The sequence below is a fragment of the Lapidilactobacillus luobeiensis genome, assembly GCF_024345205.1.
Lineage (GTDB): Bacteria > Bacillota > Bacilli > Lactobacillales > Lactobacillaceae > Lapidilactobacillus > Lapidilactobacillus luobeiensis.
This window is the reverse complement of record NZ_BROC01000019.1, coordinates 14877-27847: the sequence shown is the minus strand read 5'-3', so window position 1 is coordinate 27847 and position 12971 is coordinate 14877. Positions and strand designations below refer to the sequence as shown.

At 41.5% G+C, this 12971-nt stretch carries 10 protein-coding genes; 1 reads left to right on the top strand and 9 read right to left on the bottom strand.

The window, feature by feature from the left end; all coding sequences use genetic code 11:
* Window positions 1-244 precede the first annotated feature (244 nt).
* Complete coding sequence (locus OCU21_RS07470) at window positions 245-619, bottom strand: winged helix-turn-helix transcriptional regulator (RefSeq protein ID WP_261806816.1); 375 nt, start codon at window positions 617-619, stop codon at window positions 245-247.
* Window positions 620-1430: 811 nt separating this feature from the next.
* Between OCU21_RS07470 and OCU21_RS07465 the strand changes: the two genes are divergently transcribed.
* Window positions 1431-2609 carry an NADH-dependent flavin oxidoreductase gene (locus OCU21_RS07465; protein WP_261806815.1) on the top strand — a complete coding sequence of 393 codons (1179 nt, stop codon included), beginning with the start codon at window positions 1431-1433 and terminating at the stop codon, window positions 2607-2609.
* Between the two features lie 416 nt (window positions 2610-3025).
* On the opposite strand, the gene OCU21_RS07460 is transcribed toward OCU21_RS07465, so the two are convergent.
* The 8 genes from OCU21_RS07460 to OCU21_RS07425 are packed head-to-tail and all read right to left on the bottom strand — an operon-like array spanning window position 3026 to window position 12663.
* Window positions 3026-3679, bottom strand: a complete 654-nt coding sequence (locus OCU21_RS07460; RefSeq protein ID WP_261806814.1) for an SGNH/GDSL hydrolase family protein — start codon at window positions 3677-3679, stop codon at window positions 3026-3028.
* Window positions 3672-5306, bottom strand: coding sequence for a phospho-sugar mutase (locus tag OCU21_RS07455; RefSeq protein ID WP_261806813.1), 1635 nt, complete (start codon window positions 5304-5306; stop codon window positions 3672-3674). The genes OCU21_RS07460 and OCU21_RS07455 overlap by 8 nt, the downstream gene beginning before the upstream one ends.
* A 20-nt stretch (window positions 5307-5326) precedes the next feature.
* Entirely contained in the window at window positions 5327-6310 is a 984-nt protein-coding gene (locus tag OCU21_RS07450; protein WP_261806812.1) for a glycoside hydrolase family 130 protein, read from the bottom strand.
* A complete protein-coding gene (locus OCU21_RS07445) occupies window positions 6298-6966 on the bottom strand; it encodes a hypothetical protein (protein ID WP_261806811.1) in 669 nt (222 codons plus the stop codon). The genes OCU21_RS07450 and OCU21_RS07445 overlap by 13 nt, the downstream gene beginning before the upstream one ends.
* A gap of 38 nt (window positions 6967-7004) precedes the next feature.
* A complete protein-coding gene (locus tag OCU21_RS07440; RefSeq protein WP_261806810.1) occupies window positions 7005-9158 on the bottom strand; it encodes a hydantoinase/oxoprolinase family protein in 2154 nt (717 codons plus the stop codon).
* Between the two features lie 55 nt (window positions 9159-9213).
* Window positions 9214-10512, bottom strand: coding sequence for a citrate transporter (locus tag OCU21_RS07435; protein WP_261806809.1), 1299 nt, complete (start codon window positions 10510-10512; stop codon window positions 9214-9216).
* Window positions 10513-10554: 42 nt separating this feature from the next.
* Window positions 10555-11892: an FAD-dependent oxidoreductase gene (locus OCU21_RS07430; RefSeq protein ID WP_261806808.1), complete on the bottom strand. Its 1338-nt coding sequence runs from the start codon at window positions 11890-11892 to the stop codon at window positions 10555-10557.
* Window positions 11893-11925: 33 nt separating this feature from the next.
* Complete coding sequence (locus OCU21_RS07425; protein WP_261806807.1) at window positions 11926-12663, bottom strand: DeoR/GlpR family DNA-binding transcription regulator; 738 nt, start codon at window positions 12661-12663, stop codon at window positions 11926-11928.
* Window positions 12664-12971 lie beyond the last annotated feature (308 nt).

Genomic DNA, 12971 nt, shown 5'->3' with positions numbered 1-12971 from the left:
GCTCACCGACCCAGCTCCCTGCGCTTAGCTACGCAATTGTTTCGGAAGTGAAGTGCGCTTCCAAATCACTTGCTAGGTTAATGCTCACAAGCAACCCGACTCGTTCGCACTCTGTTTTTTAAACGTGCTCACCGACCCAGCTCCCTGCGCTTAGCTACGCAATTGTTTCGGAAGTGAAGTGCGCTTCCAAATCACTTGCTAGGCTAATGCTCAGGAGCTGACCGGGTTGGCTCCGCACTCTGTTTTAATATCTCAGGAATCCGGAGTAGTCTTCGTGTTCGATTTCGATTTCGGCACCGGCGTCATTTAGTTTGGCCACGCGGCGAATGCCCCATTCGGACATGGAGACGAGGATTTCTCGTAAGGTTTTTCCCTCGTCGGACAGGGAATATTCAACCTTTGGCGGGACCTGATTATAAACTTTGCGGTTGATGATGCCGTCTTCTTCAAGTTCTCGTAACTGTTGCACCAACATTTTCTGCGTGATATTCGGGATCTTCCGACGCAGTTCGCCGGTGCGCAAGGGGCCGCCGCCTAAATGACAAAGAATCAGTGGTTTCCATTTCCCACCAATTACATCTAAAGTCGCGCTGATCGCGAGCTGATAAACTTTCTTCAAGCAAGCCGCTTCCTTTCAATCTTTTCCAAACAAATTCCGTCAAGCTGACGCTGTCCAATTTTTGAAACGTGCGGCACACAACTGACTTTTCCGCTTAACTACGCTAGGCTTCCGGAAGCGAAGCCCGCTTCCAAAATCCTAGTTAGGTTAATGCTCAAAGTCAACCCGTTGTGTTTCGTACTCTGGCGTTGGTAGTCTGTTTGCTCATTTGGCGGAAGGTCGGGCTGGGGGTGAGTCAGCCGCGATATTATTCTTGGCGGCTTTGCCGCTTAGAATAAGGCTCAGCTTTGAGATTTTCGGTGGTTTTCCGAAAAACTCAAAGTGACGCCCGCAGCGTTCCACCACCCCCAGCCCGACCTGGAGCCCTACCACATCCGCCAACGCCACGCGCAAGCTGCGGACATCTTTGAAACGTGCTGCGAGGTGCAGACCGCTGCGCCTTAAAGTATCTGCTTGCCCAATCCGCTCCGCGGCTTAGTCAATCAGATAAATTAATGCTCACGGCCTAACCGCACCTCTCCACACTCTGTTTTTGAAACGTGCTCCGCGCAACTGATTGTTTGAGTATCGTAGCATGTTCGCCAGCAAAGTACAATCCAACTTTACCGGAAAAAACTGACCTTTTCTCGCCGCCTTTAAAAAAGTTGAAAAAAGTTTAGGTCATTTTACCGCGAGCTGACACAAAAGTTACTTTTGGGATACTAGGTTACTAAAAAGTCGGTACTTCCATTAAGAAAAGTTACATGTAGAATAGCGTCTATGGTTAATTTATTCAGCTTGAACGTTTGTTAGGAAAGGATGATTTAATATTATGAAGTTTCTCTCGCAGTATCAATTCAAGAATGGTTTGTCCGTCAAGAATCGCGTGGTGATGTCGCCGATGACCACCATGGCTAGTTTTTACAATGGAATGGTGACGTCCGACGAGGTGGCTTATTATGCCTTGCGGGCTGGTGGTCCCGGGATGATCGTGACCGGCGTCGCCAATGTCAGCGAAAATGGCAAGGGCTTTGAAGGCGAATTGTCCGTCGCCAGCGATCAGATGATCCCCGGATTGTCCAAATTAGCCACTGCTATTAAAAAAGAAGGCACCCGCGGGATTTTACAAATTTTCCATGCTGGGCGCAAATCGAATCATCAAGTCCTACGCGGCGAACAGCCGGTCAGCGCCAGCGCGATCGCGGCGACCTATCCGCCAAATTCAGAAGAACCCCGCGCTTTGACCCATGAGGAGATCCTGCAGATCATCGCCGATTTCGGTCAGGCCACCAGACGGGCGATCGCGGCAGGCTTTGATGGCGTGGAGCTCCATGGCGCCAACACTTACTTGTTGCAACAATTTTATTCGGAGAATTCAAATCAACGCACCGATCAATGGGGTGGCACCCGGCAGCGGCGGTTGCAATTTCCGCTAGCAGTGATTGCGGAAGTGCAAGCAGTGGTTGCGCGTTACGCCACTCGACCGTTCGTGGTTGGTTATCGTCTTTCCCCAGAAGAGCTGGAAACGCCGGGGATCCGCTTGGCCGACTCGCTGTATTTCGTGGATCAAATCAAGGATAAAGTTGATTATCTCCATCTATCCATGGGCAGTTACCAACGGACCTCCCTCAATGATCCGCAAAATACCGAAACCCTACTGTCGCAATTCGCGGCGCATACCGCTGGCGTCATCCCGTTGATCGGCGTTGGCTCGGTGGAACAACCCGCAGACGCGGAAGCCGTGATCAATGATGGCGCTGACTTTGTGGCGATCGGACGCGAATTGCTCCGCGAACCACAGTGGGTCCAAAAAGCGGCGACCAACACACCAGCAAGTATTCGGACGACTTTCAGCGCGCTGGACATGGACGAACTGGCGATCCCCGGGGCAATGCAAGAATATTTACGCACCGCCTTCCGCAGTGTGATGCACTTTACTGATGATGAAACCGCCCAAGCCTCTTATCAGAACACCCTAGCCCCAATGGAAGGCTTTGAAAAGAAACTCTAGGCGGTTGCTTTAGTCGCTTAGGCGATTGCTGCGGTGGCAACTAGCACGACTGTTTTTGTACCGACCTGAACACCGATTAACGATGGGGACAACAGGTTGATACCATCAACACGATAATCATTACCACAGAAAAAGAATCAGTGACAGTTGTTTTTGGCGACTGCTACTGATTCTTTTGCGTATTTAGTATGATGAAGTAGTCATAATTGTGAAAAACATCAATTCTAACTTTGCTCTTTTGATAGACGATATCTGGAAACCAAAAAATACTTAGTAATAATCTTCTTGAAAACGAAGTCTAAAATATTTTGTTCTCGCATGAATCTTCATGACCACCGCATTAAAAAACCTTTCTGTGCCGAAGCTAATTAATTTTTATTAAATATAAATTGTATGAGTAAATACGTAGTATCTCATTAATAGCTACATTGAATGAACTTCGCTAGTCCTCTACTAATACGTTCAAAACCAGCATTATTTGGATGTAATCCGTCTAACGTATATTCCTTCAATGTCATCATATTCAAACCACTCAACGTATATGCATCCCAGACTGGCAATGCATATAATTCTCCAACTTCAATAATTGCATTTCGATACTGCCTTAATTGATACCCTGTCAGATTGGATGAATAAATCGTGTAACCTACTCGATTGCGTTGTAGTGGCGTAATCAGTATTATTTTTTGTCTAGGCTCAAGCACTAAAATAGCTTCAATTGCGGCTTGTAGTGCGCCAATAGTAGTGTAGCAATCAAACGTTGCTCCAACAGTCTCAATTCTACCTAGCGGAACATTTAACCGATAATCATTTGTACCCGCAGCAATAACTACTAAATCTTTAGGCGTGAATTCTGTTTCAATCAGTGCACCAATACCCCTGTCACCCGTTTTTCTGTTAGCAAAAGGAGCTCCCGATAATCCAAAATTTCTAACTGTTTGGAAATTAAGAAGTTTCTTTAACCAGCTTTCATAACCAATAGCAATTGTACCATCTGGTTGAGGGCGGCCGTCATATTTCACAATAGAATCCCCGAACATATCAACCTGCCAATTCGAATAATCAGTCAATTCTGCCTCCTCCAATTGTTTCAATCTGATTAATCAGTCTTGCTTTTAAATCCTGACTATTTGCGTCAATATAAAACTTACATATTGGTTCAGTGCCACTCGGTCGGCATGTCACCTTGGCCCCTTCGGATAATAACACTTGAAAAACATTTGCTTTTGGTAATCGATCACCATTAAGCGTTAATCCATCGCTATAGTCACGATACTCTGAAACTGTAACTCCCGCATTATGCCAATCAATATGCTGAAACTTACTCAATAATTGTGGCAATTCACGCTGATTCGCTAAATCAACAGATAACAGCTCGGTATATTCATTCCCATACTTCGTTTCAATATTCTTAAGCAAATCGAACAGTGTCATCCCTCTACGTTTTGCATCCAGAGCTATTTCTGCAACCATCAGCGCTGCTTGTACAGCATCTTTATCACGAACGAAACCACTAAATAGATAGCCAAAACTTTCTTCACAACCGAACATAAAATGGGAGTTTTGATTCTCGCGCTTTTGAATTGCATTTCCGATATATTTAAATCCAGTTAAAGTCTCTACGCAAGTAATTCCGTGATCAGCTGCCATTCGCGCAATTAGATCACTAGTAACTACAGTCTTAACAACATAACGTCCCCTTAACATCGAATCGGGGATCTTACGTAACAAATAATCGAAAAAGATCAACGCTAATTGATTCCCATTGAGTGGGCAATATTCTTTGTTCTTCTTGACAAAAACTCCTAGGCGATCAGCATCTGGATCCGTTGCAATTGCAAGATCTGCGTTACGTTGTTTAGCCAAGTCAACAGCCAATTTGAAAGCAGCAGGGTGTTCAGGATTAGGAATCTTTACTGTATTAAAACGTCCATCACATATAGTTTGCTCTTTCACTATGGCAAGATTGGAAAAACCATATCGAGTGTAAGCGGTTTTTAGTAACTTCAACCCAGTACCATGAAGCGGTGTATACACTATACTTAGTTCATTACCATGGCGAATATCAATCGTTGGTTGTTTTAAAATGCCGCCAACATTTTTAAGATAAGCTACACTCAGAGCAGGAGTCCAAGCTGACACCATACCTTTTGCCAATGCAGTACTAAATGACATAGTTTTAATCGATAACTCATCTTCAACATTCGAAATAGACTGTGCAATTTGAGCCGATAGTTCAGGCACCAATTGACAACCATTATTATCATAAATTTTATAACCATTGTAGGTAGCGGGATTATGACTAGCCGTGATCATTATTCCAGCTGTAGCATGATAGTACCGTGTTGCAAATGATAATTCTGGTGTTGGTGCAGGTTCCGTAGCCAAATAAGTACGAATGCCATAGGTAGCCAACAGCGCAACAGCGGCCTCTGCGAATTCCCGAGAATGATTCCGTGTATCATAACTTACTGCAACAATTGGATGTTCAGTTAAACGATTCAAATAACCGGCCAATCCTAGTGTTACGCGCCGAATAATTGGTACATTCAAGCGATTTGTGCCAATTCCCATCAGACCACGAATTCCTCCAGTACCAAAAGTTAAATAACCATCGAAGGCATCAAGGTCCGGCTGAAATGGTAAATTATTTGTAGCATAATATTGGCGCCATTGTTCATATTTTTGAGTAACCATCTTATATTACCAGCTTCCGACTACAATACGAGCTTCAACAAATCATCAAGTTGCGCGGTTGCTAAAGCAACCACAGTATCAGAAGCGCCATAATATATTTTTACTTCACCTGAATTTTCCAAGATCATACTAGTTGGAAAAATAACATTTGTTCGGAACCCATCCTTAATTTCATAAATTGTTTCCGGTGCCAAAAGTGGCTCCTTGGCTAATCCGATTACCTTACTGGGGTCATCTAAGTCTAATAATGCCAACCCAGCACAATATCTTTTTTTCCACGTGTCTTCCCAACCATGTTTTCCACGTGATTTATCAATGTCAACAGCGTGAAAAATCGTCAGCCATCCATATTTTGTCTTGATTGGTGGTGCAGCAGGTCCTATCTTATCATTAGCATAATGTACATCTTCAACACCGAGTACTAAATTATTATTTCCCCAGAATTTTAGATCTGGTGACTGTGCGCTCCAAATATCAAAGCGATCAATGCCCCCACGACCATATACAGTGAACGGGCGTTCCAACCGAGTAAACATTCCATTAATTTTTTCCGGAAATAGGACCATATTGCGATTGTCTGGAGCAGAAAGGGAAATAATATTAAAATGTTCAAAATCATCTGTGCTTGCAATCCCACCACGAATGCCATGTTTTGTATCAACTGCAAAACACATATAAACTTTACCGTCAATAACAGTTAGTCTTGGGTCGTATGCACGCGATATCTCTCCGGTTTTCAACGAAAAAACCGGATTGTCGTGCACTTTCCAACTAATTCCATCATTACTTTCCGCGAGTCCAATATTCGTGCCACCAAAATTTGTTCCACCAAGATAATTATAATCATTTCGGAAAACCATCACATATTTGCCTTGATACTTAATCACACCCGCATTAAATACTAAAGATGATTCATAAGGTACTTGCTGTGCTGTCAATACCGGGTTGTTAGCATATCGATGAACCATCGAACTTGAATGCAATTCCCCAACTACTGCATGCATATTCCCACTTCGCTTTCTTTTTTTATTACACTAAGTTCACTTTGTAACTGATTCATATAGGTATCCAATTCGGGCTGAGACATTTTCTTTTTTGCAACCAAGTATTGAAAGTCATAATATGTTGGAAAGTTAGATAATCCTAGTGTCGTCTTGGCAAACATGTGAGCCCCGATTTCAGAGGCTTTTACAATCGTTGAACGATGGTTAAAAAGCCCTTCTCTATAAGTGATTTGCCCAACTTCTTCATTGATGGCACTCTGCTCGTCATGTTCGAGAAAATGAAAGTACTCATGTGCCAAATGAATGCGAATAATCTTTTCAATCGAGATATCTGGCATCATTGCATGAAAATCTTCAATAGACTGATTATAAATTGTAATCAGGCGCTTCTTATCTGATAGTTCCATTTGTGCACGATACCGCGTTTTAAAAAATAAACCACTTTTATCAGAAAATTCAACGCTAATATTAGCCTTATTGATAACCTCACGAATATCTACCCTTTGAAAGCGTTCGCCGGGTACGGCACCCTTCTCAAGCGCCTGCGCCAATATCTTAGGTATCTCTTTCCTTGAAATTTTTTCAAAAAGCCAATCTTGCTTTAACTCATTATATGCAAGTGTTTGGTCCTCAATACTATAATCACTCAGTTGCATGTAGAACACACTTCCTATCAGATTATCTTTTTCCGTTTTCAATGATAAGCAACAAAAATTAATTGTTCTTCTGACTTAACTAGTTCAAGTTCAGAATTCATCATCGTTTCTAACTGTTCCTCTGTTTGAAACCCTGTCAAATCAAGCATTTTCTCATTAAAAAAAACATACATATTAGGGATAGTCGCATTAGCGTCAGAATAAATGGTGTTATCTTCTAAGAAACTAGGAAAACTTTCATCAATCTGATTTTTCGAGCATTGCAGAAGGTGAGCACGATTCTTCTTTAGACGCACAACTCCTTCACGATCGACTACAGCAAGTGCGCTGTCTTTTTTCTTAATCAAACCAAACAGTGATTTTCGTATCTTACTACCTTGGAATACCGTCCAACGTTTGGTATTTGCAATCTTACTTGTATCATTAATATCAAATGCAATAGCCTTCGCAGCAATTATTTTCTTTTTTTCGTCCGGCAATTCTCTTTGCGTCATATCTTTAGAACGTAGCTCCGTTGATCCAGTAGCAACTGCCCGCAAAATATTTTTTTGAGTATCAACTTCGATCGATATATCAACTGACGCCTCATTAGCACCTGCTTTGACAATAGCCTCCATCGCTTCGTAACGGATTTGTTTGATATCTTCTTTTGATGGATGTATAACGCTTTTCTCAATAGTTTCTTTAACCATCGCCATCCCTACTCCAATCGTCGAAATAAAAGGAGCATTCTTTGCAACATGAGACCGCATTTTTTCTCGTTCACCCAAAGCTGGAACTACGACAGAGCCGGATCCGCCACCACCAACTAAAGTAATCAGATTTGATTCCAGTCCATAGTCATCAATTAATTCTTTGACGATTACCAGAACCTTGTCTAAAGCAATATTTAACACTTGTCTTGCGACTTCCTCGGCCGATTTACCGACTTCTTCACCCAACACTCCCCAAGCATATTTAATTGAATCCATGTTCCCGTGCGCATAATCATTTTCCGGAACGTAACCAAGTAGATTGGCAGCACCATTTAATGTATAAGCGTAACTTTCTCCCTTAGGATTCTCAATTACAGCATACTCGACCGTATCACCTTTAGTCGGTACAAGATAGACCACTTTTCCTCCTCGAAGGTTTGAAATATCGGTAAAGGCCTCATATTCTTTTCCGGCTATATGTGCAGAACGTGGACCAACATCGATAACATCATGTTTATTTGAATCCATCATCACCATTGACCCACCGGCAATTCCCAGGGTTCGTACGTCTAACGACTTTAAATAAGTCTTATTACCGCCAACCTCAGCATTCTTTAACATTACTTTGCCATCTTTGATAACAGAAATATCCGTGCTGGTACCACCAGATTCAAAAAAAATACCGTCAGTAATTTTTTCATACATTAACGCCCCTGCAACGCCAGCAGCTAGGCCAGAAAGCATAGTCAGGATTGGGCGCTTACGCACTTCAGCAATGCTCATAACACCGCCATCTGCTCGCATGATCATCAACTGCGATTGAATGCCGGCCGCTTTGACAGCTTTTTCTGTCATATCGGCGGTTTCCATCATTTTGGGTATCAGACTTGCATTGACAACTGCAGTACGTGTACGCATCTGTAGTCCATACAATTGTGAGATTTCATATCCACCAGTAGCATATACTCCCTTATTGAGTGCACGTTCAATCACACGCTTTTCATTTGTTGGATCATCCACACTATAAGCTTCTGATGCCACGATCACCTCTGCACCTTTTGCTAACAGTTCATCAATTGCCTTATCAATCACCTTGTTTGACAAATCTTTACTATCAATGAAGCAATGATAAGAATAAAGGTACTTACCTTTTGCTAATTCGATGTTTCCAATATCGGTACTCTTATTGGCATTCTTCGCATCAATTCCTGTCCCCATACCAATTACTCCGACTTTTGCCACGTCACCTTCAAGTAGAGCATTAGTTGCTTGAGTCGTTCCATGTGCGATGAACGCAACATCTTGCGGAAGTACATGAGTTTCTTCAAGAATTTGTTTCAGAATCGTAACAATCCCAAACGCAACTCCATCCGGATGTGAATGTGTTGTCGGAATTTTAAGCTTTGCTACAATTTCAAAACTATCATTATCTAACATCGCCGCATCTGTAAAAGTCCCGCCGACGTCGATTCCAATACGATATTTTTTTGTCGCCATTATGTGTTTCCTCCAACATATCTTAACTAAAACAGGTTCCTACACCTGTGGTGGATCAAAAGGCAATAAAGGCCGCCATAATTTGAGAAACAAAAACAACTAAGGTTGCCCATCCAATTGTTTTTTTAGTAATATCATTGACATCAACATCAGCAAAATCAGCAACCCAAACATTATATGTGTTTGTCGGGTCACATAGGCCCTGGGTCTTACCAAGATTCCGCATCGCAAGCATTGTTGCCAGTGGGCTTAATCCTGAGGCAGCCATTAATACACCTACTCCAGATCCCAATCCATATGTGTTTAGTGGTCCACGGTATAATGCTAAGGGGCTCAGAATTGAGAAGAATAAAACATAAGTTATTGGGCTAGTTGGTAAGACCGCCTTAATCAATGGAGTTAATATCGCAGATACAGCAGGTGCAGTTACGGCCGCTAAAAGCATTCCGATCCCGACCATTAACGCTGCCGCACCGGCAACACTTTGGATACCCTCTATCAGAGCCGAGACCATCACTTGAGCTGGATGCTTGGGAGTAGTGAGTAAAATCGTAGCAATCACTGCTAGTAAAATAGAAGAAATAATATCAAGTTTGAATGCGAAGACCATAACTACTGGAAGAATCGGTGCAATCAATGCAATCGTACGAACTTGTGGAGCCTTACGTACTGGACCCGCATCGGGCATAGTCCAACCTTTACGAATCGTTTTATCACGTTTAATGAACCAAATTAGCATAACTTCAAATAAGATAATAGCAGGAATAGTGAATATAATAGTGTACTTGGAAATAACGCTAACTGGCAATTTATATAATTGTGCTGTCATTGACCAACCACTCATTGAAAAGAAACTACCAACTGTTTGCGAAGCCAACAGTACGATACTAGCAGTCAATGCGGAAATACCGGCAGTCAACAGAATTGGTATGATAATAGTGCCGGCTAAGATCGTCATACCCAATCCACCACCAGTAGAGAAGATAACAATACCGATTAAAAAGAATATGGTCGCGATTCGAACCGGTTTATCCCCACCAGCCATTTCTGCAGCTTTTCGTATAATACCTTCACTAATACCGGTTTTTTTCAATAAAAACCCAAACCATGCACCAAAGAATGTTGTAATGATGGTAGTTGCCAGTTTAGCTGAACCATCGCTAAGAATATTAGTAGCAATATTAAATACCTTTGGATTATTCGAATAGAGCGGTATACCCGCAATCAATGCCATAAGTATTGCCATCAAAGGCAATGCTAAGATAGTTGCAAGTTTCTTTGTCATCATTAGACCAACAAAAGCAAAAAAGACGACCAAGATACCAATAATTTGAAATAATTGTAGCGTGTCCAATATAAAGCCCTCCTATAAGTTCGGCCGCTGTGCAACCGTAATTTATTGAATAAATCCACCATTCGCCTTAAGTTTTTGGCGTAATACTTGAATATCAATCTTCTGAACTGGAGTTGAAGATATCGCCGCCATACTTGCAGCTAACCCTGCTGCCTCACCGATTGCTCCAACTGTTGGTGTGGTTCGAATTGCTGATTGTGCTTGAAATGTTGCTGAAATACATCGCCCTGTAACGATTAAATTAGCCACTTCTCTACCCACTAGAGCTCGATATGGAATACCATAGAAACCACCATACGGCAATTTTTTCACATTAGATGTTTTTTCATCATGGATATCAATTGGGTACCCTGAAATTGCAATTGTATCTTCAGGAACGATTTGATGTAAAAGCTCAGAACCAGTTATTGTGTGTAATCCAACAATCTGCCGCGAACTTCGAATACCAATGTTTGGTCCTGTTCCGATTACGTGAGCATTCTCAAATCCCGGAACAACTTTTTTCACAAAGCGTTCAATTTCTAAGCATTGCCGGCGACCAACAAATTCTGCATCACTCAAACTCCAAGGATCTATAGGATTGTAGCCTGATATCCGCGTTGAATTGAATACAAATTCACCCGGATTGTTTGCTTCAAACATCAGTAAATAGTCACGACCATTATCGGCTGAAATTTCACCAGCTGCCTTAGCAGCAGCCCATTCTTTCTTGAATCCAGCAACTGATATTCGTTCTGCACGTTTAAACTTATCACTATCAACCCAAAATTCATCAGGATGCGTCAGTACATACTTACGTAGTTTTTCAACGTTAACATTATCCATCCGCATCGTTAAAGTCATCGCCTGCGTAAACTCATCACCCTCACGACCCAGCCTTGTCTTTAATCCTGCCCGAGTTGCAAGCTCTGCATCACCCGTAGCATCTATATATACTGACGCTGCTAGTACCGATGTACCCGTCCTAGTAAGAACAGATATATTTTTAATTATTTCGTGCTCAACAACCACATCCTGTAACTGTGCATGAAATAAAACTTTACCACCAGCATCACGTAATAGCTTTTCTAAAACGTACTTCATCGCTTCGGGATCAAACGGTGTATATGTAGCAGTGAAGTTTCCAGGATCTTTAACATGTCCGGGGGATTTTCCTATTTTTACTAATTCCTGCACAATTTCATTTGTAATACCAAGAATTACCTGTCTATCGCCAGCATGAAACGTCATCATTGGATTTACACCAGCATTAGTCAAACTACCACCAAGAAATCCCATACTCTCTATAATTAATACTCGACTACCATTACGGGCCGCAGCAATTCCAGCAATACTGCCAGAAACTCCACCGCCAACAATCACCACATCAAATCTTTCCATTCTGTATCCTCCATTTATTGAACACGCAACTCATTAAACGATTGTAATGTTATCGAATTTCTTGTATTCAGCTGGACACCCATCACATAAAATTTCTACATCTTGAATGCTAGAAAAAAAGAAATTGGCCTTCATCCCAAACTTCGAATGATCTACCAGCGCAAATGTTTTTCTTGAGCGCGCAATAGCTTTTTGTTTCAATGAACTTTCCATCAAATTAGCATTGGTCATACCAATATTTTCATCCACACCATTAGCGCCAATAAAGGACTTATCAAAATAAAATTGACCCAAATCATTTTCGGTAATACTTCCTAAGAATGACCCCGTCCGTGGCTTATACTCTCCACCTAATAGCACAATATTTTCTAATCCACTATTAGTTGCTATCTCTAGATTTTTATAGCCATTAGTAACAATCACCAAATTAGACTTATCTTTCAAATAATTAAAAATGGTTTGTGTTGTTGTTCCAGAATCAATAAAAACTACATCACCATTTTTAATAAATGACGCAGCATATTTACCAATTCTCACCTTCTCTTCGCTGTATATCTGCTCACGAAGTGCCATCGCTGTTTCTTCTGTTGTATTTAAATACTGCACTGCCCCACCACGGTGTACTTCCACAACATGATCTTCTTCAAGTGCTTTTAAATCCCGACGAACAGTAACCTCAGAGACATCAAGCTCTTCAGCAAGTTCAGGAATATAGGTAATGCCGTTCTGTGTCTTCTGTACGATAAATTGTTTGCGCTGAAACGGTAACACAAAGAATCGCCTCCTTAGCAATATGAAACGCTTACAAAAAGTTATTTTACACCTTTTAACATATTTTTTCAATAAAAATATTAATTATTGTTAAAATTCGTTAAAAGCAAAACTTCTTCAGATATTTACTAATAATTTTATATATCCAATACTTAGTGACCATTAAAAAACACAATACTCGAAATTTCAGTTGTAAAATATTCCTTTACAAAGTTTTTCATCCACTAACTACGCCCCCACCTGAAAAGGGATTAGAATATACCATCATTATTCGGCATAATTTCCCTCTTAATTGATATGTAATTTCA

Excerpts from the sequence above, each read along its gene's own strand:
- OCU21_RS07465 (WP_261806815.1), top strand. The coding sequence starts at position 1,431 with ATGAAGTTTCTCTCGCAGTATCAATTCAAGAATGGTTTGTCCGTCAAG.
- OCU21_RS07455 (WP_261806813.1), bottom strand. The coding sequence starts at position 5,306 with ATGGTTACTCAAAAATATGAACAATGGCGCCAATATTATGCTACAAAT.
- OCU21_RS07450 (WP_261806812.1), bottom strand. The coding sequence starts at position 6,310 with ATGCATGCAGTAGTTGGGGAATTGCATTCAAGTTCGATGGTTCATCGA.
- OCU21_RS07445 (WP_261806811.1), bottom strand. The coding sequence starts at position 6,966 with ATGCAACTGAGTGATTATAGTATTGAGGACCAAACACTTGCATATAAT.
- OCU21_RS07440 (WP_261806810.1), bottom strand. The coding sequence starts at position 9,158 with ATGGCGACAAAAAAATATCGTATTGGAATCGACGTCGGCGGGACTTTT.
- OCU21_RS07430 (WP_261806808.1), bottom strand. The coding sequence starts at position 11,892 with ATGGAAAGATTTGATGTGGTGATTGTTGGCGGTGGAGTTTCTGGCAGT.